We start from the raw sequence: 22,717 nt of genomic DNA, 5'->3' as shown, positions 1-22,717 counted from the left end.
TGACCGCAGGGGCTGCGACCTTTACCGCCGCGCCTCATGACCGCGCCGCAGACGCCCCAGGGCCTATCCGACCTCACCGACCACTATGACGTGCTGCTGAGCGACGTCTGGGGCGTGATCCACAATGGCCGCGAAAGCTTCCCGCAGGCCTGCGCGGCGCTGGCCCGCTGGCGGGCCGAGCGGGGTCCGGTGATCCTGATCTCCAACTCGCCGCGCCCCTCGGCCGATGTGGTGGCCCAGCTCGACGCGCTTGGCGTGCCGCGCGAGGCCTGGTCGGCCTTCGTCACCTCCGGCGACGCCACCCGCCTGCTGCTGGCCGAACGCGCGCCCGGCCCCGCCTGGCGCCTGGGTCCCGACCGCGACGCGCCGCTCTACGAGGGGCTGGGCCTGTCGTTCGAGAGCCTGGACAAGGCCGCCTTCATCGCCTGCACCGGCCCCATCGACGATGAGACCGAGGGCCCCGGCGACTATCAGGAGCGGTTCGAGGGCGCTGCGGCCCGCGGGCTGGAAATGGTCTGCGCCAATCCCGACATCGTGGTCCAGCGGGGCGACCGGCTGATCTATTGCGGCGGCGCGCTCGCCCAGCTGTACGAGGCCCTGGGCGGCACGGTGGTCATGGCGGGCAAGCCGCACGCGCCGATCTATGAACTGTGCGTGGCCGAGGCCGAGCGCCTGACCGGCGGCCCGGTGGCGCGGTCGCGGATGCTGTGCATCGGCGATGGGGTGGCCACCGACGTCAAGGGCGCCAATGCGCAAGGCCTGGACGTGATGTTCATCGCCGCGGGCATCCACGGCGCCGAGACCATTACGCCCCACGGCCTGGACGCCGCCGCCGTTGAGGCCCTGCTGCGCAAGGAGGGCGCGCACGCCCGCTTCGCCATGGCCGACCTCGCCTGGTAGTCCCGCCCGTTGCTATGACGCGTCCGTCGCCACCGGCGTCTGCGGCGGCGGGGCCGGATCGGCCGGCGTCTGGTTGCAGCCTGCCGCCAGGAACGCGGCCAGGACCAGGGCGACGCCCGGCTTGAACATTCTCATGGCTCACCCCATTGGAAGTCTGAGGGCGTCATAATCGGCGCCGATTGGGCCTCGCGTCCAGCGCAAGCGCCTTCGCTTTGGGGGGGCTTGCGTCTATGCAGGCCCAAAAGGGAGCGTTTCGTTGCCGGAACTATTCTTCGAGGACCTCGCCCTGGACCAGAGCGCACAGATCGCCCGCACCGTAAGCGCCGCCGATGTGGAGGCCTTCGCCGAGGTGTCGGGCGACGACAATCCCCTGCACCTGGATGAGGCCTATGCCGCGACCACGCCATTCAAGCGGCGGATCGCCCATGGGATGCTGGCCGGCGCCTATATCTCGGCGGTGCTGGGCTCGCGCCTGCCGGGCCCTGGATCGGTCTATGTGTCCCAGAACCTGCGGTTTCGCCGGCCCGTGGGCCTCGGCGACGAGGTGACCACCACCGTCACCGTCCGCGCCCTGGACCCCCGCCGTGGCCAGGTGACCTTGGCCACCGTCTGCAGCGTGGCCGGCAAGACCGTGGTCGATGGCGAGGCCGTGGTCGCCCTGCCGAAGCGGGGAGCCTGACATGCGCGTGATCAAGGGATGGAAGGGCCTGATGGCCCGGGACCGCGGCGCCTCGGTGGCGCTGGGCAACTTCGACGGCGTCCATCGCGGCCACCAGCAGGTGATCGCGCTCGCCGCCCAGGCCGCCCACGAGATGGGCGCGCCTTTGGGCGTCATCAGCTTCGATCCGCATCCGCGGCAGATCTTTCAGCCCAATGCGCCGGCATTTCGCCTGATGCGGCCGGGCCAGCAGGCCCGCGCCCTTGAGGCGCTCGGGGTGGACCTGTTCTACATCCTGCCCTTCGACCAGGAGATGGCGAGCCTGACCGACCGCGACTTCGCCCAACAGGTCCTGCACGACGGCCTGGGCGTGCGGAACATGGCGGTCGGCTTCGACATCTCCTTCGGCAAGGGCCGCACAGGGAGCCCCGCGACCATGAAGGACTATGGGCAGGAATTCGGCTTCGGCGTCTCGGTCGCCGGCGCCGTGGCCGATGATAGCGGCGAGAAGTACTCGTCCACCGCCGTGCGCGACGCCCTGCGGGACGGCCAGCCCGAGGCCGCCGCAGCCATCCTCGGCCGGCCCTTCGCCATCGAAGGCGTGGTCCAGCGGGGCCGCCAGCTGGGCCGGGAGCTAGGCTTCCCCACCGCCAATGTGCAGGTGGACGACTATGTCCAGCCGCGCTTCGGCGTCTACGCCACCCGCACCCGCCTGCCCGACGGCCGCGAAGTGCCGGGCGTGGCCAATATCGGGGTCAATCCCACGGTCGGCGAAGTGGCGCCCGTGCTGGAGGTCTGGCTGTTCGACTTCGACGAGGACATCTACGACCAGACCATCGAGACCGATCTGATCACCTTCCTGCGCCCCGAGCTGAAGTTCACCAGCCTGGAAGCCATGGTCGAGCAGGTGATGCGTGACGCCGGCCAGGCCCGCCAGATCCTGATGCCGGACTTCTGAGGCCAGCCTAAAGGGCTCGCTCGCGCCGCAGCCGTCTGCTAGGACGCCCGGATGACGAGCGGCCGGAAATCTCTGCGAATTATGCGCCCGGCGTGACGCCGCCGGAGTGTTGATCCAGCGCGCGCCGGGACCTGTTCCGCCCTTCTCCGCTCCCCACTGGACGAAAAAACCCCATGGCCGACGACGCTGAAAAGCGCACCGCTTCCCCCGAACAGGCGGGCCGCGACTATCGCGACACCGTCTTTCTTCCCCAGACCGACTTCCCCATGCGCGCAGGCCTGCCGCAGAAGGAGCCGCAGATTCTGGCCAAGTGGGCGGAGATCGACCTCTACAACACCGCCCGCAAGGCGCGCCAGGCGGCCGGCGCGCCGCTCTTCGTGCTGCATGACGGCCCGCCCTACGCCAACGGCGCCATCCATATCGGCCACGCCCTGCAGAAGACCCTGAAGGACTTCGTGGTCCGCTCGCGCTTCGCCATGGGCTACGACGTCGACTATGTGCCCGGCTGGGACTGCCACGGCCTGCCCATCGAGTGGAAGATCGAGGAAGAGCTGCGCGGCCAGGGCCGGCGCAAGGACGAGGTCTCCAAGGCCGAGTTCCGCGAAAAGTGCCGCGCCTATGCCGGCCAGTGGATCGGCGTCCAGATGGACGGCTTCAAGCGCCTGGGGGTCCTGGGCGACTGGGAGAACCGCTACGCCACCATGGACTATGGCAGCGAGGCGGCCATCGTCGCGGAGTTCCACAAGTTCGTCGCCTCGGGCCAGCTCTATCGCGGCTCGAAGCCAGTGATGTGGAGCCCGGTGGAGCGCACGGCGCTCGCCGACGCCGAGGTGGAGTATCACGACCACGTCTCCCCCACGGTCTGGGTGAAGTTCCCGGTGACGCAAGGGTCCGACGCCGCCCGCGGCGCCAGCGTGGTCATCTGGACCACGACGCCCTGGACCATCCCCGCCAACCGGGCCATCGCCTATAACGAATCCATCGCCTATGGCGCCTATCTGGTCGAGGCGATGGAGACCGACCTCGCCTTCGAACCCTGGGCCAAGCCCGGCGACCGGCTGATCCTGGCTGACAAGCTGGCCGAAGATGTCTTCAAGGCCGCCAAGGTGGCCAAGTGGCGTCGGGTCGAGACGGTCGACTGTCAGGCCATGGTCTGCGAGCACCCGCTGGCGGCGCTCGACACCCACTACGCCTTCTCCGTGCCCCTGCTGGCCGGCGATCACGTGACCGAAGAGGCCGGCACCGGCTTCGTCCACACCGCGCCGGGCCACGGCGCGGACGACTATGTGGTGTGGCTGGCCCATGGCCATCGGGAGATCCCCGACACGGTGGACGCCGACGGCGCCTATTATCCGCACGTGGCCCTGTTCGGCGGCCTCAAGGTGCTGGAGACCGAGGGCAAGAAGGCCGGTAAGTTCGGTCCCGCCAACAACGCCGTCATCGACAAGCTGATCGAGGCCGGCGGCCTTTTGGCCCGGGGACGGCTGGAGCATTCTTACCCGCACTCCTGGCGCTCCAAGGCGCCGGTGATCTTCCGCAACACGCCCCAGTGGTTCATCCGCATGGACGAGCCCCTGGACACGCCGCAGCATGGCGGCCGCACCCTGCGCGAGACCGCGCTGGAGGCCATCGAGGCCACCGCCTTCTATCCCGAGGCCGGGCGCAACCGCATCCGCACCATGGTCGAGAGCCGCCCTGACTGGCTGATCAGCCGCCAGCGCGCCTGGGGCGCGCCACTGGCCATGTTCGTCGACAAGGAGACCGGCCAGCCCCTGCACGACGAGGCGGTCAACGCCCGCATCATCGAGGCGGTCCGGGCCGAGGGCGCCGACGCCTGGTTCAACCGGCCGGTCACCGACTTCCTCGGCGCCCATGATCCGGAGCGCTACGAGAAGGTCGAGGACATCCTCGATGTCTGGTTCGATTCCGGCTCGACCCACGCCTTCACCCTGGAGGGCCGCGAAAACACCCGTTGGCCGGCCGACCTCTATCTGGAAGGGTCCGACCAGCATCGCGGCTGGTTCCAGTCGTCGCTGCTGGAGAGCTCCGGCACCCGGGGCCGCGCGCCCTATAACGGCGTCCTCACCCATGGCTTCACCATGGACGAGAACGGCGAGAAGATGTCCAAGTCCAAGGGCAATACGGTCGATCCGCACCAGATCATCAAGGAGTCCGGGGCCGAGATCATCCGCCTGTGGGCGGCCATGGTCGATTACTCGGACGACCAGCGGATCGGCAAGACGATCCTGGCCACCACCTCGGACGCCTATCGCAAGCTGCGCAACACCCTGCGCTACATGCTGGGCGCGCTGGCCGGCTATTCCGAGCAGGAGGCCGTGGCGCCGGAGGATATGCCGCCGCTGGAGCGCTACATCCTCCATCGGCTCCAGCAACTGGATGGCGAGGTGCGCGACGCCTATGCCGCCTACGCCTTCCAGGACGTGATCCGGCCGCTGATCGCCTTCTGCCAGGAGGACCTGTCGGCCCTCTTCTTCGACGTCCGCCGCGACGCCCTCTATTGCGACCAGCCCTCGGCCCTGCGCCGCCGGGCGGCCCGCACGGTGATGGATGCGGCCTTCGAGCGCCTGACCATCTGGCTGGCGCCGCTGATGCCCTTCACCACCGAGGAGGCGTGGACGATGCGCTTCCCCGAGGCCGGCTCCAACGCCCTGCGGGTGTTCCCCGAGACGCCGTCGGCCTGGGCCAACCCCGATGAGGCCGCCCGCTGGGCCAAGGTCCAGGCCGTCACCGCCGTGGTGACCGGGGCGCTGGAAGTCGAACGTCGGGAAAAGCGCCTGGGCGCCGCCCTGGAGGCCGCGCCGGTGGTTCATATCAGCGATCCCGCCCTGATGGCCGCCTTCGACGGCCTCGATCCCGCCGAGGTGTTCCGCACCAGCCAGGCGACCCTGACGGCCGGCGCGGGCCCGGCGGAGGCTTTCCGCCTGGCCGAGACCCCGGCGGTGGCGGTCGAGCCCCTGCGGGCGCAGGGCCAGAAGTGCGCGCGCTCCTGGCGGATCCTGCCGGAGGTGGGCAGCGACCCGCGCTATCCCGACCTATCCCTGCGCGACGCCGAGGCGGTGGCCGCCTGGGACGCCGCCCATGGCGGGGCTGGCGCGTGAGCCTGCAAGACCGCATAAGGCGCAGCCATGGCCCCTGGCCAATTTGCTGATCGGAGGCGGGTCTCGTGAAACTGGCCAATCGCAACGGCTGGACCGCCTATGGGCTGGCCCTGGCCATCATCGTCCTCGACCAGCTGTCCAAGCACTGGATCCTGTTCGTCTATGACCTGCCGTCGCGCATCAGCGAGCAGGCGGCCGGGCCTTTCTATCTGACCATGGTCTGGAACCAGGGGGTCAGTTTCGGCCTGCTCCGCGCCGACCAAGATCTGGGGCGCTGGCTGCTGGTGGGGTTTTCCGTCGTCGTCGCCATCGTCCTGGCCTTCTGGGCCAGGCGGGCCGACCGCGCGCTGATGGGCGCGGCGCTGGGCCTGGTCATGGGCGGGGCGATCGGCAACGCCATCGACCGGGCGCGGTTCGGCGCGGTGGTGGATTTCATCGACGTCTCGCGGCTCTACTTCCCCTGGGTGTTCAACATCGCCGATGCGGCCATCACCATCGGCGTGGTCCTGTTGCTCCTCGACAGCCTGCGGCGGGACGCCAAGCCGCCGCCCGCACGGCCCTAAGGAGATTGGCGCCGACCCCCTGTTTGCGCTAATGCAATGGACTTTCCGGCCGGGGGCGGCCCTAGGAGCGTTTTGTCATGACCCTAAACCGCGTGATTCTCGCTGGCGCCCTGGTCGCCGCGGTCGGTCTGGCCGGCTGCAGCTCCGCCCGTTCGGCGCTCGGCATGACCAAGGTGACCCCGGATGAGTTCCGCGTCGTCACCAAGGCCCCCCTGGTGGTGCCGCCCGACTACGCCCTGCGCCCGCCGGCGCCTGGCGAGCCGCAGCCCCAGGAACTCCGTCCCGAAAGCGCCGCCCGTGCGGCCCTGGTGGGCGAGCGCGAAGGCCTCAACCGCAGCCAGGGCGAACAGGCCCTGGTGGCCCGGGCTGGCGTCGCCGGCGCCGATCCCCTGATCCGCTACGTCGTGGACGACGAGTTCGGTGACATCGCCCACAAGGAAGAGAGCTTCGCCAATCGCGTGATGTTCTGGCGCGGCGATAGCGCCCCGACGGCGCCTGCGGGCGAAAACCTGTCGGGTCCCATCGACCCCGCCGCCGAGCAGGCCCGCATCGACGCCCTCACCGGCGGCGGCCAGGTGGTCATCCGTCGCGAGGCCAACAGCCGGATCAAGCTGCCTGGCCTCTAGAGCGCTTCACTCAAGGCCTAGAGCTTAGGGTCTCAGTCTTCCGCCGGGGTGCGGATGTCGTAGCCCATGGCGCCCAGCCGATCGAGCACGCCTCCCTGCGACAGCAGGGGGCGCAGCTGCACCACCGCAATGCTGTGGCCAGGCTGACGCAACGCGCTGACGATAGCCTGGGTCTGGTCGGCCTTCAGGCGCGCATCCAGCTCCGCCGCACCAGGGGCCGCTGCGACGCATCGCTCATAGCTCCGCTCGCCGCCAAGCGCCTCGCGCACCCGTCCCCAGGCCCAGGCCCGGGCGGCGGCCTGGGCTGAGGCCGGCCCGGCCTCCACGGCCGCCAGGGCCTCAAGCACGCAGGCCTGCTGGGCGGCGGGCGGCGTGCGGACCACAGCCGCCAGCAGCGGCGCGGCGTCATAGGTCTTGGCCTCCACCCTGATTCCCCGGGCCGCCGCCATCCGACCGATGGTCTTGGCCGGGTCGGCGGCCGTCAGACTGGCGGCGTCGCGATAGTCGCTGACCAGCAGGAGGGCCGCAGCCATGCCGTTGCGGGTCTTGTAACGATCGGCATCCTGGCCGGCCTTGGCGCGGGCGGCCTCGAACCGCGACCGCAAGGCCGGGTCGAGGGTTTCCTCATAGGGCGCGCCCGCGCGCAGGCGCATCAGGCTGATCACGGCGCCGGGGACGGTCAGCAGGTTCACGCTGGCGTTGTTGAAGGGCAGGATGACGCGGTTGGCCCCCTCCAGCCGCCGCTCCAGGACGCTGGGATCCCAGCCGGAGCCCTTGGGAATGACCGAGGGCACGCCCATGACATAGACGGTGGAATCGCCGTCCGAGACCCGCCACCACGCCGGGCCGATCTCGCGCGCGGTGACCACCAGCTCTTCGACCAGTACGGCGTCCGGATCCTGGGGCAGGATCGGGGGAGCCTGCGCCGTCGCCGCCAGGGGCGAGGCCAGCAGCAGCAGTCCCAGGACGGCGATGGTCAGGCGCATGGTCTCTTTCCTCATCAGCCGCCCCCGCAGCCTGAATCGTCCTATATTGCCTTTTGGACCCAGGCTCGAACATGCGCATCCACCGTCTTCCCCCCGAAACCGTCAACCGCATCGCCGCCGGCGAAGTGGTGGAACGGCCCGCCAGCGCCATCAAGGAACTGGTCGAGAACGCCCTGGACGCCGGCGCCCGACAGATCGAGGTGCAGGTGGAAGGCGGCGGCCTGACCCGCATCCTGGTGGCCGACGACGGCTTTGGCCTTTCGCCGGACGAGCTGCTGCTGGCCGTCGAGCGCCACGCCACCTCCAAGCTCCTGCCGGACGACGCCGGCGACTACGACCTGCTGCGCATCGCCACCCTGGGTTTCCGGGGCGAGGCCCTGCCGTCGATCGGCTCGGTGGCCCGGCTCTCGATCACCAGCCGCGCCAAGGGTTCCGCCGACGCCCACGCCCTGCGGGTGGACGGCGGGGCGATGGGCCAGGTCTCGCCGGCCGCCTTCCCCGGCCCGCACGGGGCCCGGGTGGAGGTGCGCGACCTCTTCTACGCCACGCCGGCCCGGCTGAAGTTCATGAAGTCCGAGCGGGCCGAGGCCATGGCCATCGCCGAGGAGATCAAGCGCCAGGCCATGGCCCATGAGGCGGTCAGCTTCAGCCTGGAGATCGACGGGCGAAAGGTCCTGCGCCTGCCTGCCGAGCCGGCCGGCGACGTGGGACGGCTGGCGCGGCTCTCGGCGATCATGGGGCGGGAGTTCTCCGAGAACGCCCTGCTGATCGACCACGATCGCGAGGGCGTGCGCCTGTCGGGCTATGCCGGCCTGCCGACCCTCAACCGGGGCAACTCGGCCCACCAGTACCTGTTCGTCAATGACCGGCCGGTGCGCGATCGCCTGCTGCAGGGGGCCCTGCGCGGCGCCTATGCCGACTTCCTGGCGAGGGACCGCCATCCGCTGACGGCGCTGTTCCTGGAACTCGACACCGCCCTGGTGGATGTGAACGTGCATCCGGCCAAGGCCGAGGTGCGGTTCCGCGATCCCGCCCTGGTGCGCGGTCTGATCGTCGGCGGCCTGCGCCACGCCCTGGCCGGCGCCGGGCACAGGGCCTCCACCACCGTCGCCGCCGACGCCCTGCAGGGGCTGCGGCCGGGCATGACCCCGGCGCCAGCCTATCGCCCTGGCCCCTCGGCCGCCGGATTCTCCAGCTGGAGCGGCGGCGGGTGGGGGCCGGCGCTGGCCCAGGCCATCCCGGGCCTGAGCGAAACCTCAGCCCGCCACGAGCCGGTCTTCGAGCCCGGCGTCTACGCCCCCGGCATGGGGGAAGGCGCTCAAGCCCCGGCGCCCGCGCCCGACCTGGTCGACTATCCCCTGGGCGCGGCGCGGGCCCAGGTGCACGAGACCTATATCGTCGCCCAGACCCGCGACGGGGTCGTCATCGTCGACCAGCACGCGGCCCACGAGCGGTTGGTCTATGAGAAGATGAAGGCCGAGATGGCCGTGGGCGCCGTCGCCCGCCAGGCCCTGCTGATCCCTGAGGTGGTCGAGCTCGATCCGGCCGAGGCCGAGCGGGTGGTCGCCCGCGCCGATGAGCTGGCGGCGCTCGGCCTGATCATCGAGCCCTTTGGCGCCGGCGCCGTGCTGGTTCGTGAGACGCCTGCCCTGCTGGGGGAGACCGATGCGGCCGGCCTGGTGCGCGATATCGCCGATGATCTGGCCGAGAACGACCAGGCCCTGGCGCTGAAGGAGCGGCTGGCCGAGGTCTGCTCCACCATGGCCTGCCACGGCTCGGTGCGGGCTGGCCGACGGTTGACCGGCCCCGAGATGAACGCCCTGCTCCGACAAATGGAGGCCACCCCCCATTCGGGCCAGTGCAACCACGGCCGCCCGACCTATGTGGAACTCAAGCTCGCCGACATCGAGCGCCTGTTCGGCCGGCGCTGATCGGGACGCGCGGATCAGGCGACGGCGCGGACAACCTCTTCCGCCGCCGCGTCCAGCAGCCGGCGCATGGTCTCATACAGGCGCTCGGCCTTGATGGGCTTTTCGACCACCGCGTCCATGCCCTGAGCCATATAGGCCGCCGCGTCCCAGGGATCGGCGTTGGCGGTCAGGGCGATGATGGGGACGCCGGACGCAGGCCCGCCCTCGGTCCGGATACGCCGGGTGGCGGCGACGCCGTCGAGCCGCGGCATCTTGATGTCCATCAGGATGAGGTCGAAGGCGCCCGTGGCGGCGGCCTCCACCGCAGCCTCGCCATCCTCGACCGCATGCGCCTCGGCGCCGAACATCTCGCAGAGGGTGGAGGCGACCAGCCGATTGGTGGCGTTGTCGTCAGCGATCAGGACCCGGATGTTTTCGCCGCCGGCCTGGCGCTCGGCGGCGCGGGGGGGCTGACTGGGCTGGCTGGCCGGCACGTCATAGAGCGGGATGCGGAACACGAAGGTCGATCCCGGCCCGGCGTTACGCTGCGCCTCGATCTCGCCGCCCATCTGTTCGACCAGCTGTCGGCAGATGGACAGGCCAAGCCCCGCCCCGCCCTCGCGAACCCCGGCCTCGGTCTGGCTGAAGGGCTGGAAGATCTGCGCCAGGCGATCGGCCGGGACGCCGGACCCCGTGTCGCGAACCTGGCCCTCCACGTCCAGCAGCATGTCCTGGCGCCCGCAGGTGAGCGCCACCTCGACGCCGCCGCTTTCGGTGAACTTCAGCGCATTGCTGATCAGATTGTTGAGGATCTGTTTGATGCGGACCGCGTCCCCCAGAGCCCACTGGTCCTGGAGCCCCTCATAGGAAAAGGCGAGGTTGATCCCCTTGGCCTCGGCGCGGGCGGCCCAGAGGGAAGCCACATCATCCAGCAGGCCGGCCAGATGGAAGGGCTCCTCGTTGAGGTCCAGCCGGCCAGCCTCGGCGCGGGACAGGTCCAGGGCGTCGGTCAGCAGCCTCAGCAGCGTCTGGCCGGAATCCTGGATGGTATGGACGTAGGGGGCGAGCTCTGGCTGGGCGAGCTTGCGCTCCAGGATGTCGGCGATGGCCAGAACGCCATTCAGCGGCGTGCGGATTTCGTGGCTCATGACCGCCAGGAACTGAGACTTGGCGCTCAAGGCCGCCTGCGCCTGGGCCTCGGCCCGGCCCAGGGTCTCGGCGATCCGGGTCATCTCTTCGGCGTGGCGGCGATTGGCCTCGCTGGTGGCCTGCAGCAGCGACAGGGCGCTGCCGACGCCGGCATAGCGGCCGCCATTGGTGACGATGAAGCCCTGCAGCAGCTCCGAAGCCCGGTCGGCGAGCGCCTGGCCGCAGAAGTCGGCCACCGTGACATCGCCCTCGACCACCAGGGGGCTGCGGTTCATCAGCAGGGAAATCGGCCGCAGGGCATAGAGGGCGCGTCCATAGTGGGCGGCCATGGCGACGAAGAAGGCGTTGCGTTCGACCATGCCGATCGGCCGGCCCTCTTCATCGACGACAGCGATGACCAGGACGTCCGGCTCGGACTGGAACCGCTCATAGACCCGCTTGCCCTGGGTGTCGGGCCGGATCGGCGAAACCGGATCCGCCAGGTCAAAAAGGGTGGCTGACATGGCGAGCGAGGTTCCCAGGGGATGACGCGCGGAGACTGCCTGCCAACCCTAAATGGACAGTGAAGCTCGTTGGTCCCCAAGCGTCTGAGAACGTTCATAAAAATGTCGCATTGATCAAGCTTGGCCGTTTATGACCGCGACCTCTTGCCGATGGCCTTGATCCTGCTAGCTTTCGAGCCTCTGGAAGAGGGTCTTATGTCTCCCGTTGCGATGAGCCGCCGAGCCTGAACCGTCCGCGGACGTAACCTACGTCTGCTTGGATTTCAGGCGCGAACCCCGCAATCCGCGTCGCGTCGGCGCGCGGACGGCATGGCTATGCCTGACCACCGGACGACCTTCCTTGAACATCTCCAAACCGCAGCAAAGGACGCTGCACGCCCTCGCCCAGGGGGCGACCCTTCGCCCTGTCCGCGACGATCGCGGCCATATCATCGACGTCGACTGCATCACCGGAGAGGGGTGGCGGCTGACCGATTGCGACCTGACCGTCTTCAAGGCCCTGCGCCGGCGGGGCTTCATCGCCAGCCGAAACGGCGGGCCCTACCGGATCACCCGGGAAGGCCTGATCAACCTGCGCAGTCGGCAGGATAATCGGACCACCTCACGCCTCTGGTGAGAACCGCATGAAGTGGACGCGCGCGGCGCCATAGTCGCGGGCGTCCATTTCGTCATAGCCGGGGACGGTGGGGGCCGGTTCGCTGGCCCCCCGCTCCCAGACGACCAGGGCGCCGGGCGCAAGCCAGCCGCCCTTGGCCAGGGCCGGCAGGGCCGCCTCGCCCAGACCCTTGCCATAGGGCGGGTCGAGAAAGGCGAGATCGAAGGCCGGGCCATCGCCGCCCGGGCGTATGCCCAGGTCGGTGGCGCTGCGACGATGAACCCTTGTGCGGCCGAACAGGCCCATGGCGTCCACATTCTCGCGGATGGCGCCGCGGGCGTCCTCATCGGTCTCCACGAACAGGCAGAACTTCGCGCCCCGGGACAGGGCCTCGAAGCCCAGCGCGCCCGAGCCTGCAAACAGGTCGATCACCCGCAGGTCCCGCAGGCCGCCCGACCAGGGGGCATGCTCCAGGATGTTGAAGATCGCCTGGCGGGCGCGGTCGGAGGTGGGGCGCGTGTTCATCCCTTGCGGCGCGGCCAGGCTCTTGCCGCGGAACTCACCCGAGACGATACGCATGGCCTAGCCCCGGGACTTCGGTCCGCGGGGGCCGCTTGCGCCGCGGGGCGGCCCCGACGGGCGAGGCCCGCCGCGGTTGGGGCCTGAAGGGCGCGGGCTGCGAGGCGCGTCCGGGGCGCCGCTGCGCGGCTCGAAGGGCTTCTTGGGGCGATCTGTCCTGGGACCGGCCTTAGCCTCAGGGCGGGCCTTCCCGCTCGCTGCAGGGCGGGGACGTGCGGGCGCAGAGCGATCGGCCCGCGGCGCCTGAGATCGCGGCCCATCGGCTCTTGGGCGATCGGCAGAACGCTCGGGTCTTGGTTTGTCGGACTTGGGGCGCTCGCTCCTGGGGCGCTCGGTCCGGGGGCGCTCGGTCCGGGGGCGCTCGCTCCTGGGGCGCTCTGGGGCGGGGCCGGGTTTGGAGCCTGCTCTCGGGCGGTCGGGTCGGTCCGCCCGCGGGCGGGGCGCGTCAGCCCGCTCCGGACGCTCCGGACGTTCGACCCGCTCCGGCCGTTCGGCGGCCGCCGCGGTCGCCCGCGCGGCCTGGACCCGGGCCTTGTTGATCATCACGCGGCCCTCCGCCAGGGCGGCGTCGCGACCGCTGACCTTCGGCGCAGGCTTTCCCTTCGGCGCGCCCTTGGGCCGGACAGTGATCTTGGCCTTGGCCCAACCCGGCTTGTAGGCCTTTTTTTCCACCGGCCCCTTGGCCTCGACCCGCTCGACCTCAGCGGCTGCGGCCGCAGCCCGACGCGCCGCGCCGACGCCGCGATTGCGCTTCGGCGGCGAATAGGCCGGGCGGTCGCCCTTGGGCATGTCTTCGGGGGCGATGAAGCCGGCGAACTGCTCGCGCAATACCCGGGGCCCCACCTCCTCGATCTCGCCAGCGTCCAGCACGCCCAGGGCCAGCGGCCCATAGGACAGGCGGATCAGCCGGTTCACCTGCAGGCCAAGCGACTCCAGGACCCGGCGGACCTCGCGGTTCTTGCCCTCGGTCAGGGTCAGGCTGATCCAGACATTGGCGCCTTGCGCGCCTTCGCGGGCCTTGTCGATGCGGGCCTCGATGGGGCCATAGCGGACGCCCTCGACGGTCACCCCATCCTTCAGCGCATCGAGCTTGTCCTGGGTGATGCGTCCATGCGCCCGGGCGCGATAGCGGCGCTGCAGGCCGGTGGACGGCAGCTCCAGCGCCCGGGCCAGCGCGCCGTCATTGGTCAGCAGCAACAAGCCTTCGGTGTTCAGGTCCAGGCGGCCGACCGAGATCAGCCGCGGCAGGCCGGCCGGCAAGGTTTCGAAGACGGTGGACCGCCCGGCCGGATCGGAATGGGTGGTCACCAGGCCCGCGGGCTTGTGATAGCGGAAGAGGCGGGCCGGCTCGCGGTCGTCCACCACCTCGCCATCGACGGTGAGGATATCATTGGCCTCGACCTTGACCGCAGGGGTGGTCAGGACCTGGCCGTTCAGGGCCACGCGGCCGGCCTCGATCAGGCGCTCCACCTCCCGGCGGGAGGCGACGCCGGCGCGGGCCAGGGCCTTGGCCACGCGTTCGCCGCCGCCCTCGGACATCTCGTTCGAGGACCCGTCGGGGGCGTCTTCGTCTTGACCAAAGGGGGGTCGGGGAGTTCGTTGCCGTTCGTGGACCATGATCACCGCACCATGCGCATCGCCCTGCGCGCCGCGCAAGACGCCGCCGCACGCGGGGAAACCCCTGTGGGCGCCTGCGTGGTCGATCCGGCCACCAGCGAGGTGATCGCCATCGGCGCCAATGGCCCTATCGGCGGCCATGATCCCACCGCCCACGCCGAGATCGTCGCCCTGCGCGAGGCCGCCCGCAAGCTCGGCAATTACCGGCTGACCGGCCTGACCCTGGTGGTGACCCTGGAGCCCTGCGCCATGTGCGCCGGCGCCATCAGCCATGCCCGGATCGGCCGCCTGGTGTTTGGCGCCGACGATCCCAAGGGCGGGGCGATCCTGCATGGCCCGAAGTTCTTTGAACAGCCCACCTGCCACTGGCGGCCGCAGGTCACCGGCGGGATCTTCGCCGATGAGAGCGCCGATCTGCTCCGCAGCTTCTTCCGCGCCCGCCGCGGCAAGCCGCCGTCCGTCCCGCCGGGGGACGCTTAGGCGCCGTCCGCCTTGCCAAGTCCCCCCGCCCGGTCGGATGATGGCGCCCATAAGAATTCGAACATTTTAGGGAGACGACAATGGGATTGCTCGACGGAAAAGTGGCCATCGTGACCGGGGCCGGCGGCGGCCTGGGCGAGGCCTATGCCAAGCTGTTCGCCAAGGAAGGCGCCTCAGTGGTGGTCAACGACCTGGGCGGGACCCGCGACGGGTCGGGCGCCGACCGCAGCGCCGCCCAGAAGGTGGTCGACGAGATCGAGGCGGCCGGCGGCAAGGCCGTGGCCAATGGCGACGACGTCTCCACCGTCGAAGGCGGCGAGAACATCCTCAAGACCGCCCTGGATACCTACGGCAAGATCGACATCCTGGTCTGCAACGCCGGCATCCTGCGTGACAAGACCTTCGCCAACACCTCCGAAGCCGACTGGGACCTGGTGGTCAAGGTGCACCTGAAGGGCACCTATTGCTGCGCCTGGCCGGTGTGGAAGTGGATGAAGGAGAACAATCATCCGGGCGTGATGGTGCTGACCTCGTCCACCTCGGGCCTCTACGGCAATTTCGGCCAGGCCAATTACGGGGCGGCCAAGGCCGGCATCTATGGCCTGATGCGCGTGCTGTCGATCGAGGGCCGCAAGTACGGCATCCGTGTCATGGGCCTGGCGCCCGGCGCCTTCACCCGCATGACCGCCGACCTGCCCGGCCGCCAGGGCAAGGAGCCCGACGCCATGAGCCTGCCGGAGAACATCGCGCCGGGCGTGCTCTACATGGTCTCCGACCTCGCCGCCGACCATTCGGGCAAGGTGCTGGGGGTGTCGTCCCGCGGGGTGCGCGAGATCAAGATGGTGCAGACCGACGGCTTCAATCCGGGCAAGCCCTACACCGCCCAGGACGTGGCCAAGCACGCCGACGAGGTGTTCTTCCCGGCGTCGGCTGAACGCACGGCCGCCAGCGCTTAGCGGGGGCGGCGCGGCCTTGCGTCCTTCGAGGCTCGCTACCGCTCGCACCTCAGGATGAGGAAGGTGGGCGCTGGCTGAGGCCTCTTAAGTCCGCCCTCATCCTGAGGCGCCCTGCGCTAGCAGGGCCTCGAAGGACGAGGGCGGTCGCACGGCGTCACACCCCCGCCCACGCCGTCATGGTCGGGCCTGACCCGACCATCCATGAACACCGCCTCTCTCCCGTGTGCATGGACCCTCGGATCAAGTCCGAGGGTGACGGGCGTGGGCGTGGGCGTGGGGTCAGTACCCCGCCAGCCGCGCATCTAACCCTGCCCGCACCGCAGGCCACTCATCGGCCAGGATGGAGAACACCACCGTGTCTCGGATGCGGCCGGTCCAGACGACGCGGTTTTGGCGCAGGACACCCTCCTGCACGGCCCCCAGCTTCAGGACCGCCGCGCGGGAGCGGTGGTTGATGGCGTCGACGTTGAGCTGCACCCGCCGGGCGCCGGCGGCGAAGGCGTGGTCCAGCATCAGCCGCTTGGCGGCCGGGTTCGCCGCCCCGCCCCGGTGGTCGGGATGGTAGTAGGTGCCGCCGATCTCGACGGTCGCATTGGCGCTGTCGGGGCCGATATAGCTGGTCATGCCGATGCAGCGGCCCTCGACCAGAACCGCATGAGGGATCCAGCTGCCGTCAGCGGCCTGCGCCATCATCCTGGTCCACGCGGCGTCGAAGTGTTCAGGCGCCATCGAGTGAGGGTAGAGGTCGCGCCACACCTGGGGATCGGCGGCGCAGGCGACCTGCAGCTCCGCACGATGGTGTTCGCCGAGCGGTTCGAGGCCGACATGGTCATTGTGCGAATTCTGGGCGTGCAGCTTCATTTCATCCCCTCTCACCCCACGGCGCCAAGAATTTTTCACCCGACCTCTTGCCTTTGGCCAGCAGTCGATTATCTCAGCCTGGCCCTTTTGGGCGTTTCCTCCCTATACCTTTCGAGCCGCGCCCTTCATGGACGCGGCTCTTTTTTTGTCTCAGGCCCCCGCCAGCAGGCGCAGCCCCTGGATCAGGAAGCCGGCGCCCAGGGCGGTGAAGATCCACCGGCGCCAGCGGCGGAAGTGGTCCTCCGAGATCGCGTCGAGAAACCGCCGCCCCACCGCAGCCCCGGCCACCGCGGCCAGGACGACGCCGGCCACCAGGCCCAGGGCCAACCCCTCCCCCTGGCCACCCAGCGAAAACAACGCCCCGCCATAGAAGACGAGCTTGGCCAGATGGGCGAATACCTGGAAGGCGGCCTTGGTGCCGATCACCTCGTGGCGGTTCAGGGAACTGCGCACCAGGAACAGCTCGCTCAAGGGACCCGAGACGCCCACCGCCAGGGCCATGAGCGTGGCCAGGAAACCGCCCGCCACGGCGTGGGTCGGCCGAGCGGCGTCCAGGGGGATGAGCCTGGGCGGCAGCCAGACGAGGATCGGCAACAGGCCCATGCCGATGAACACGGCCGCCTTGGACGGCTGGAAGGCCACGAACGACAGCAGGCCCATGGCGCTGAGCGCCCCCAGGCCGAACCAGCCCGCGGCGCGGAAGCGGACGTGTCGGGCGTTAAAGCCCGCCCTCGCCAGGTTCGAGGCCAGTTGCGCCGCCCCGTGCAGGGCGAGCGCGGCGCTGACCGGCAGGATCAGAGTCAGCACCGCCATCAGCAGCGAGCCGCCGGCCATGCCCAGCAGCCCCGATATGGCCGAGGCGACGAAGACGGCCGCGAGGGTCAGGCCGATGGTCAGGCCGCTCATGCGCCGAGCCCCAGAAGCTGGGCGGCCTGGATCAGGTAGAGGACGCCGACGGCCGTCACGATCCAGCGGGTCCAGCGCTTGAAGTTCACGTCGCTCATCCGCTCCAGGATCAGGCCGCCGCACCAGGTGCCGGCCATGGAGAGCGGAACGGCCAGGGCGAACAGCCACGGGGGCGGCATGTCGGCGGCGCCGGGGCTCCCGCCCGCCACCAGCAGCGGCGCGCCATAGACGATGATCTTGGCCAGGTGGGCGAAGACCTGGGTGGCGGCCTTGGTGGCGACGATGGCGTGGCGGGTGAGCTCGGTGCGGACGAAGAAGATGTCCAGCAGCGGGCCGGCCACCCCGGCCATCAGGTTCACGCCGGTGACCAGGAAGCCCGAGGCGAAGGCCTGGGGCGGCCGAGCAGCGTCCAGCTTCAGCCAGCCCTGCGGCAGCCAGGTGAGCCAGGGCACGAGGCCCAGCATCAGGAACAGGAACGGCTTGGACGGGGTGAAGGCGGCGAGCGAGACCAGAACGCCGGCGATCAGGGAGGCGAGCGCATACCAGCCGACAATGTCCCAGCGGACATGGCGCCTATGCAGGACAGCCCGCCAGCCATTGGCGACCAGCTGCAGGACGCCATGGGTGACGAAGGCCGCTGACACCGGCAGCACCAGGGCCAGGGCGCCCATCAGCACCAAGCCGCCGGCCATGCCGAAGACGCCAGACAGGGTGGCCGTCGCAAAGGCGGCGGCCAGGATGAAGATCGCAATGGGAAGGGTCACGTGGGGTAGCCTCCAGAAGGGCGGCCGGGCGCTCTTGGCGGTCACAGGCCGCCAGGAGTCCAGGTCCGCCAGCGCGTCGCGCGCGGGACGGAGCAGGCGCTGCAAGCCTCATTGGGCGAGCGCCTTGTAGAAGACGGTGGTGGCCTCGGGCCGACCGTCTGTGGAGAGGGCGAAATCGGGAATGACGCCGACGCGGGTCCAGCCGGCGCGGGCATAGAGGCGCTCGGCGTCGCCGCCCGTGACGGTGTCGAGCACCAGGAGCGTCAGCCCCATCTGGCGGGCGGCCGCTTCGGCGCCCTCCAGCAGGGCGGCGCCGAGGCCCATGCGCCGGGCGCGGGGCAGGACCAGCATCTTGGCCACATCCCCGCGGTGAGGCTGGTTCTCTGGCCCGGCCGGGATCACCTGGACGACGCCACACAGCCCCTGGCGGTCGAAGGCCGTGACCAGTCGGCGGCCGTCGTTCGCGCCCAGTTGGCCGGCCCACCAGGCCGTGGCGCGCTCGACCTCCAGGCCGGCGAGAAAGGAGACCGAAGCGCCCTGCGCCACGCAGGCGGCCAGCAGTTCGCCCAAGGCCGGCAGATGGGACTGCGCCTGTTGGGCGGTCAGAACATCGAGGCGCGTGTCGGGGCTCATGGCTTGGCCATACACCCAGCCAAGCGGCGCCGCCAGCCGGACGCGGGAGGGCAAAAGCAAAAGACCCCGGCGCAGGCGCCGGGGTCTCTCGAAAGCGAAAAGGAAGCCAAGCCCCTAGTTGCGGAACACCGCCGCGGTGGACGGATCCTGCGGCATTTCGCGGTACTGCCGCAGCTCGTTGCGGCCGACCACCATGTGGTGCACCTCGTCCGGGCCATCGGCCAGACGCAGGGTGCGGGTGGAGGTGTACATCCGCGCGAGCGGGGTCTTCTGCGAGACGCCGGTGGCGCCGTGCATCTGGATGGCCTGGTCGATGATCTGGCAGACCCGCTCGGGCACCATGGCCTTGACCATGTGGATCCAGATGCGGGCTTCCTGACGGTCCAGCACGTCCATGGCCTTGGCGGCCTTGAGCACCATCAGGCGCATGGCCTCGATCTCGATGCGGGCGCGGCTGACGATTTCCACATTGCCGCCCAGCTGGATGATCGGCTTGCCGAAGGCTTCACGGGTCAGGCCGCGGGTGACCATCAGGTCCAGCGCCTTCTCGGCCTGGCCGATGGCGCGCATACAGTGGTGGATCCGGCCGGGGCCGAGGCGCAGCTGGCTGATCTCGAAGCCGCGGCCTTCGCCCAGCAGCATGTTCGAGGCCGGCACGCGGACATTGTCGAACACGATGTGCATGTGGCCATGGGGCGCGTCGGGATCGCCGAACACATTCATAGGCCCGACCACCTGCACGCCGGGGGTGTCCATGGGCACCAGGATCTGCGACTGGCGCAGGTGGGGCGGACCCTCGGGGCTGGTCTGCACCATGGTGATCATCACCTTGCAGCGCGGGTCGCCGGCGCCGGAGATGTCGTGCTTCTCGCCATTGAGGACGTATTCGTCGCCCACCAGGGTGGCGCGCATGCGGATGTTCTTGGCGTCGGACGAGGCCATGTCCGGCTCGGTCATGGCGAAGGCCGAGCGGATCTTGCCTTCCAGCAGCGGCTTCAGCCACTTTTCCTTCTGCTCGGGCGTGCCGACGCGCTCAAGCACTTCCATGTTGCCGGTGTCGGGCGCGGCGCAGTTCATGGTCTCCGAGGCCATCGGGTTCTTGCCGAGCTCGACGGCGATATAGGCGTAGTCCAGATTCGACAGGCCCTCGCCGGTCTCGGCGTCGGGCAGGAAGAAGTTCCACAGGCCCTCGGCCTTGGCCTTGTCCTTGGCCGCTTCCAGAACTTCCAGCTGGCCGGGCGCATAGGACCAGATGTCGGTCTTGCCCTCGCCCAGGCGATGGAATTCCACGCTCATCGGCTGGACCACCTCGGCGATGAACTTCTTCACGTGGTTCAGAAGCGGCAGCGCCTTTTCGGAGATGCGGAGGTCGTTCAGCGCATCCTGCGGGTTCAGCGCAAAGCTGGATTGGGCTTTTTCAGCGGCGATGTTCATGGCGGTCCTCCCGGGGACATTGGCGTTGAAGCTGGGCGCCGGGGGGCCAGCCCTTGAGGCCAAGGCGCGCCCGGATCGATCTGCCGCCCACCATTGGCGCAGATCGTCCGAAAATCAAACAACTGTTCGACACAGGGCCGCAGAAGCCGGTCAAACAATTGTTTGCGGCGGGATCGCCATCAGCGCTTTCGAAGGTTCGCCCTGGCGGAGGGCGACTTAGAGGCTGGCCGGCCGGGTCAGCAGGAAGAGGCTGAGGACGCCCGCCAGGGCCATCAGGGCCGGGAGGAGTTTGAAGAGTTTGACCATGACCCCCAGATAGGCACGGGGATGGCCGCCATCCAGTTAAGCTTCCGACATATTTCCTGAGGTCGCCATGAGACCGGCTGAACCTGCCCCGAACCTGCATGGCTGAGCTTGACTCCCAGGCCGGTCCTACCTAATTCCAGGCCGCGTTAGCACTCAGGGTCGGCGGCTGCTAATGTGCGCCGACCGCGGGGGCTAGCCTCATCGCAATTCGCAATAGTTCCGAATGGAGCAAGACCAAACATGGCGTTTCGTCCTTTGGGAGACCGCGTCCTCGTCCGGCGCGTCGAGGAAGAACAAAAGACCAAGGGCGGGATCATCATCCCCGACACGGTGAAAGAGAAGCCGCAGGAAGGCGAGATCATCGCCGTCGGCCCCGGCGCTCGTGATGAAAGCGGCAAGGTCCAGCCCCTGGACGTCAAGACCGGCGATCGCATCCTGTTCGGCAAGTGGTCCGGCACCGAGATCAAGCTCGAAGGTGAAGACCTGCTGATCATGAAGGAAAGCGACGTCCTGGGCGTCCTCGACTAAGACCCCGGCCCCTCGCCGACCCGGCCCGCCGCAAGGCGGGTGAAGACATACGGCCAAGGCGCGCGATCCGGGATGATCCCGACGCTGCCCTTCGCCTCCAAGGAAAGTAGAAGAAGAAATGGCTGCGAAAGACGTCTATTTCTCCGCTGACGCCCGCGACCGCATGCTCCGCGGCGTCAACACCCTCGCCAACGCCGTGAAGGTGACCCTGGGCCCCAAGGGCCGCAACGTGGTCATCGAAAAGTCCTTCGGCGCCCCGCGCTCGACCAAGGACGGCGTGTCGGTGGCCAAGGAAATCGAACTGGCTGACCGCTTCGAGAACCTCGGCGCCCAGCTGATCCGCGAAGTCGCCTCCAAGACCAACGACAAGGCCGGCGACGGCACGACGACGGCGACCGTTCTGGCCCAGGCCATCGTGGTCGAAGGCCTGAAGTCGGTGGCCGCCGGCATGAACCCGATGGACCTGAAGCGCGGCATCGACAAGGCCGTCACCAAGGTCATCGACGAGATCAAGTCCTCCTCCAAGAAGGTCTCGGCCAATTCCGAGATCGCCCAGGTCGGCACCATCTCGGCGAATGGCGACACCGAGGTCGGCGAGATGATCGCCCGGGCCATGGACAAGGTCGGCAACGAAGGCGTCATCACGGTTGAAGAAGCCAAGACCGCCGAGACCGAACTCGACGTCGTCGAAGGCATGCAGTTCGACCGCGGCTACCTGTCGCCCTACTTCATCACCAACGCCGACAAGATGGAGGCCGACCTCGAAGAGCCGCTCATCCTGCTCTACGAAAAGAAGCTGTCGACCCTGCAGCCCCTGCTGCCGGTGCTCGAAGCCGTGGTCCAGTCGGGTCGTCCCCTGCTGATCATCGCCGAGGACATCGAAGGCGAAGCCCTGGCCACCCTGGTGGTCAACAAGCTGCGCGGCGGCCTCCGCGTCGCCGCCGTCAAGGCGCCGGGCTTCGGCGATCGCCGCAAGGCCATGCTGGAAGACATCGCCATCCTGACCGGCGGTCAGCTGATCAGCGAAGACCTGGGCATCAAGCTCGAGAACGTCTCCCTCGACATGCTCGGCAAGGCCAAGAAGGTCACGATCACCAAGGACGACACCACGATCGTCGACGGTTCGGGCGAGAAGGACGGCATTGAAGGCCGCATCAGCCAGATCAAGCGCCAGATCGAGGACACCACCTCGGACTACGACAAGGAAAAGCTGCAGGAACGTCTGGCCAAGCTGGCTGGCGGCGTTGCGGTCATCCGCGTCGGCGGCTCCACCGAGGTCGAGGTGAAGGAACGCAAGGACCGCGTCGACGACGCGCTCAATGCGACCCGCGCCGCGGTTGAAGAAGGCATCGTCCCCGGCGGCGGCGTCGCCCTGCTCAAGGCCTCCAAGGTTCTGGACGGCTTCAAGGGCGACAATGACGACCAGGAAGCCGGCGTCGCCATCGTGCGTCGCGCCCTGCAGGCTCCGATCCGCCAGATCGCCGAAAACGCCGGCGTCGAAGGCTCGATCGTCGTCTCCAAGGTTCTGGAAAACGACTCGGCCACCTTCGGCTTCAACGCCCAGACCGAAGAATATGTCGACATGGTCCAGGCTGGCGTCATCGACCCGGCCAAGGTCGTCCGGACGGCTCTGCAGGACGCGGCTTCGGTCGCCGGCCTGCTGATCACCACCGAAGCGGCCATCGT

Annotated in this window: 22 protein-coding genes; 12 read left to right on the top strand and 10 right to left on the bottom strand. The window is 69.2% G+C overall.

Annotated features, from left to right (window positions below; all coding sequences use genetic code 11):
• Window positions 1–36: 36 nt before the first annotated feature.
• The gene (locus Q8L83_RS10485; RefSeq protein ID WP_305286672.1) at window positions 37–900 is read left to right on the top strand and encodes a TIGR01459 family HAD-type hydrolase; all 864 of its coding nucleotides are present in this window, start codon (window positions 37–39) and stop codon (window positions 898–900) included.
• Window positions 901–912: 12 nt separating this feature from the next.
• Here the strand turns inward: Q8L83_RS10485 and Q8L83_RS10480 are convergent, their stop codons facing one another.
• Window positions 913–1,035, bottom strand: coding sequence for a hypothetical protein (locus tag Q8L83_RS10480; protein WP_305286670.1), 123 nt, complete (start codon window positions 1,033–1,035; stop codon window positions 913–915).
• Window positions 1,036–1,156: 121 nt separating this feature from the next.
• On the opposite strand from Q8L83_RS10480, the gene Q8L83_RS10475 reads away from it, so the two are divergent.
• The 5 genes from Q8L83_RS10475 to Q8L83_RS10455 all read left to right on the top strand — a co-directional run bounded on the left by Q8L83_RS10475 (window position 1,157) and on the right by Q8L83_RS10455 (window position 6,824).
• Window positions 1,157–1,579 carry a MaoC family dehydratase gene (locus Q8L83_RS10475; protein WP_305286669.1) on the top strand — a complete coding sequence of 141 codons (423 nt, stop codon included), beginning with the start codon at window positions 1,157–1,159 and terminating at the stop codon, window positions 1,577–1,579.
• A 1-nt stretch (window position 1,580) separates the two neighbouring features.
• On the top strand, window positions 1,581–2,516 hold the full coding sequence (locus Q8L83_RS10470) for a bifunctional riboflavin kinase/FAD synthetase (protein WP_305286667.1): 936 nt from the start codon (window positions 1,581–1,583) through the stop codon (window positions 2,514–2,516).
• 173 nt (window positions 2,517–2,689) lie between these two features.
• On the top strand, window positions 2,690–5,635 hold the full coding sequence (gene ileS / locus Q8L83_RS10465; protein WP_305286665.1) for an isoleucine--tRNA ligase: 2,946 nt from the start codon (window positions 2,690–2,692) through the stop codon (window positions 5,633–5,635).
• 65 nt (window positions 5,636–5,700) lie between these two features.
• Window positions 5,701–6,198, top strand: coding sequence for a signal peptidase II (gene lspA / locus Q8L83_RS10460; RefSeq protein WP_305286663.1), 498 nt, complete (start codon window positions 5,701–5,703; stop codon window positions 6,196–6,198).
• Between the two features lie 77 nt (window positions 6,199–6,275).
• Window positions 6,276–6,824 carry a DUF3035 domain-containing protein gene (locus tag Q8L83_RS10455; RefSeq protein ID WP_305286661.1) on the top strand — a complete coding sequence of 183 codons (549 nt, stop codon included), beginning with the start codon at window positions 6,276–6,278 and terminating at the stop codon, window positions 6,822–6,824.
• A 32-nt stretch (window positions 6,825–6,856) separates the two neighbouring features.
• On the opposite strand, the gene Q8L83_RS10450 is transcribed toward Q8L83_RS10455, so the two are convergent.
• Complete coding sequence (locus Q8L83_RS10450; RefSeq protein ID WP_305286659.1) at window positions 6,857–7,825, bottom strand: TraB/GumN family protein; 969 nt, start codon at window positions 7,823–7,825, stop codon at window positions 6,857–6,859.
• Between the two features lie 56 nt (window positions 7,826–7,881).
• On the opposite strand from Q8L83_RS10450, the gene mutL reads away from it, so the two are divergent.
• Complete coding sequence (gene mutL, locus Q8L83_RS10445) at window positions 7,882–9,741, top strand: DNA mismatch repair endonuclease MutL (RefSeq protein WP_305286657.1); 1,860 nt, start codon at window positions 7,882–7,884, stop codon at window positions 9,739–9,741.
• 14 nt (window positions 9,742–9,755) lie between these two features.
• On the opposite strand, the gene Q8L83_RS10440 is transcribed toward mutL, so the two are convergent.
• On the bottom strand, window positions 9,756–11,372 hold the full coding sequence (locus Q8L83_RS10440) for an ATP-binding protein (protein ID WP_305286655.1): 1,617 nt from the start codon (window positions 11,370–11,372) through the stop codon (window positions 9,756–9,758).
• A 340-nt stretch (window positions 11,373–11,712) separates the two neighbouring features.
• Between Q8L83_RS10440 and Q8L83_RS10435 the strand changes: the two genes are divergently transcribed.
• Window positions 11,713–11,988 (top strand): YjhX family toxin, encoded by a 276-nt coding sequence (locus tag Q8L83_RS10435; RefSeq protein WP_305286653.1) that lies wholly within the window; start codon window positions 11,713–11,715, stop codon window positions 11,986–11,988.
• Here Q8L83_RS10435 and rsmD read toward each other — a convergent pair.
• Together rsmD and Q8L83_RS10425 are read right to left on the bottom strand one after the other, a co-directional pair.
• Window positions 11,974–12,546: a 16S rRNA (guanine(966)-N(2))-methyltransferase RsmD gene (gene rsmD / locus Q8L83_RS10430; protein ID WP_305286651.1), complete on the bottom strand. Its 573-nt coding sequence runs from the start codon at window positions 12,544–12,546 to the stop codon at window positions 11,974–11,976. The genes Q8L83_RS10435 and rsmD overlap by 15 nt on opposite strands.
• Window positions 12,547–12,549: 3 nt before the next feature.
• The gene (locus tag Q8L83_RS10425) at window positions 12,550–14,085 is read right to left on the bottom strand and encodes a pseudouridine synthase (protein ID WP_305286650.1); all 1,536 of its coding nucleotides are present in this window, start codon (window positions 14,083–14,085) and stop codon (window positions 12,550–12,552) included.
• 60 nt (window positions 14,086–14,145) lie between these two features.
• On the opposite strand from Q8L83_RS10425, the gene tadA reads away from it, so the two are divergent.
• Together tadA and Q8L83_RS10415 are read left to right on the top strand one after the other, a co-directional pair.
• On the top strand, window positions 14,146–14,643 hold the full coding sequence (gene tadA, locus Q8L83_RS10420; protein WP_370868383.1) for a tRNA adenosine(34) deaminase TadA: 498 nt from the start codon (window positions 14,146–14,148) through the stop codon (window positions 14,641–14,643).
• 80 nt (window positions 14,644–14,723) lie between these two features.
• A complete protein-coding gene (locus tag Q8L83_RS10415; protein WP_305286648.1) occupies window positions 14,724–15,599 on the top strand; it encodes an SDR family NAD(P)-dependent oxidoreductase in 876 nt (291 codons plus the stop codon).
• Window positions 15,600–15,878: 279 nt separating this feature from the next.
• Here Q8L83_RS10415 and Q8L83_RS10410 read toward each other — a convergent pair whose 3' ends face one another.
• The 5 genes from Q8L83_RS10410 to Q8L83_RS10390 all read right to left on the bottom strand — a co-directional run bounded on the left by Q8L83_RS10410 (window position 15,879) and on the right by Q8L83_RS10390 (window position 20,197).
• Entirely contained in the window at window positions 15,879–16,460 is a 582-nt protein-coding gene (locus Q8L83_RS10410; protein WP_305286646.1) for a GNAT family N-acetyltransferase, read from the bottom strand.
• A gap of 150 nt (window positions 16,461–16,610) precedes the next feature.
• Window positions 16,611–17,366 (bottom strand): TSUP family transporter, encoded by a 756-nt coding sequence (locus Q8L83_RS10405; protein WP_305286644.1) that lies wholly within the window; start codon window positions 17,364–17,366, stop codon window positions 16,611–16,613.
• On the bottom strand, window positions 17,363–18,130 hold the full coding sequence (locus tag Q8L83_RS10400; RefSeq protein ID WP_305286642.1) for a sulfite exporter TauE/SafE family protein: 768 nt from the start codon (window positions 18,128–18,130) through the stop codon (window positions 17,363–17,365). The genes Q8L83_RS10405 and Q8L83_RS10400 overlap by 4 nt, the downstream gene beginning before the upstream one ends.
• 108 nt (window positions 18,131–18,238) lie before the next feature.
• Window positions 18,239–18,763 (bottom strand): GNAT family N-acetyltransferase, encoded by a 525-nt coding sequence (locus tag Q8L83_RS10395; RefSeq protein ID WP_305286640.1) that lies wholly within the window; start codon window positions 18,761–18,763, stop codon window positions 18,239–18,241.
• 114 nt (window positions 18,764–18,877) lie between these two features.
• The gene (locus tag Q8L83_RS10390; RefSeq protein WP_305286638.1) at window positions 18,878–20,197 is read right to left on the bottom strand and encodes an acyl-CoA dehydrogenase family protein; all 1,320 of its coding nucleotides are present in this window, start codon (window positions 20,195–20,197) and stop codon (window positions 18,878–18,880) included.
• A 546-nt stretch (window positions 20,198–20,743) separates the two neighbouring features.
• Here Q8L83_RS10390 and groES point away from each other — a divergent pair.
• Together groES and groL are read left to right on the top strand one after the other, a co-directional pair.
• On the top strand, window positions 20,744–21,031 hold the full coding sequence (groES, locus tag Q8L83_RS10385; protein WP_293321778.1) for a co-chaperone GroES: 288 nt from the start codon (window positions 20,744–20,746) through the stop codon (window positions 21,029–21,031).
• Window positions 21,032–21,149: 118 nt separating this feature from the next.
• Window positions 21,150–22,717 (top strand): chaperonin GroEL (gene groL / locus Q8L83_RS10380; RefSeq protein WP_305286636.1); only part of this gene is annotated, 1,568 nt, incomplete at its 3' end.

It is taken from the genome of Phenylobacterium sp. (assembly GCF_030680185.1).
Classification (GTDB): domain Bacteria; phylum Pseudomonadota; class Alphaproteobacteria; order Caulobacterales; family Caulobacteraceae; genus Phenylobacterium.
This window is presented reverse-complemented; position numbering and strand designations above follow the sequence as displayed.

Excerpts from the sequence above, each read along its gene's own strand:
- Q8L83_RS10450 (WP_305286659.1), bottom strand. The coding sequence starts at position 7,825 with ATGAGGAAAGAGACCATGCGCCTGACCATCGCCGTCCTGGGACTGCTG.
- Q8L83_RS10405 (WP_305286644.1), bottom strand. The coding sequence starts at position 17,366 with ATGAGCGGCCTGACCATCGGCCTGACCCTCGCGGCCGTCTTCGTCGCC.
- groES (WP_293321778.1), top strand. The coding sequence starts at position 20,744 with ATGGCGTTTCGTCCTTTGGGAGACCGCGTCCTCGTCCGGCGCGTCGAG.
- Q8L83_RS10395 (WP_305286640.1), bottom strand. The coding sequence starts at position 18,763 with ATGAGCCCCGACACGCGCCTCGATGTTCTGACCGCCCAACAGGCGCAG.
- Q8L83_RS10440 (WP_305286655.1), bottom strand. The coding sequence starts at position 11,372 with ATGTCAGCCACCCTTTTTGACCTGGCGGATCCGGTTTCGCCGATCCGG.
- Q8L83_RS10415 (WP_305286648.1), top strand. The coding sequence starts at position 14,724 with ATGGGATTGCTCGACGGAAAAGTGGCCATCGTGACCGGGGCCGGCGGC.
- Q8L83_RS10480 (WP_305286670.1), bottom strand. The coding sequence starts at position 1,035 with ATGAGAATGTTCAAGCCGGGCGTCGCCCTGGTCCTGGCCGCGTTCCTG.
- rsmD (WP_305286651.1), bottom strand. The coding sequence starts at position 12,546 with ATGCGTATCGTCTCGGGTGAGTTCCGCGGCAAGAGCCTGGCCGCGCCG.
- Q8L83_RS10410 (WP_305286646.1), bottom strand. The coding sequence starts at position 16,460 with ATGAAGCTGCACGCCCAGAATTCGCACAATGACCATGTCGGCCTCGAA.
- ileS (WP_305286665.1), top strand. The coding sequence starts at position 2,690 with ATGGCCGACGACGCTGAAAAGCGCACCGCTTCCCCCGAACAGGCGGGC.
- mutL (WP_305286657.1), top strand. The coding sequence starts at position 7,882 with ATGCGCATCCACCGTCTTCCCCCCGAAACCGTCAACCGCATCGCCGCC.
- Q8L83_RS10390 (WP_305286638.1), bottom strand. The coding sequence starts at position 20,197 with ATGAACATCGCCGCTGAAAAAGCCCAATCCAGCTTTGCGCTGAACCCG.
- Q8L83_RS10485 (WP_305286672.1), top strand. The coding sequence starts at position 37 with ATGACCGCGCCGCAGACGCCCCAGGGCCTATCCGACCTCACCGACCAC.
- Q8L83_RS10470 (WP_305286667.1), top strand. The coding sequence starts at position 1,581 with ATGCGCGTGATCAAGGGATGGAAGGGCCTGATGGCCCGGGACCGCGGC.
- Q8L83_RS10425 (WP_305286650.1), bottom strand. The coding sequence starts at position 14,085 with ATGTCCGAGGGCGGCGGCGAACGCGTGGCCAAGGCCCTGGCCCGCGCC.
- Q8L83_RS10455 (WP_305286661.1), top strand. The coding sequence starts at position 6,276 with ATGACCCTAAACCGCGTGATTCTCGCTGGCGCCCTGGTCGCCGCGGTC.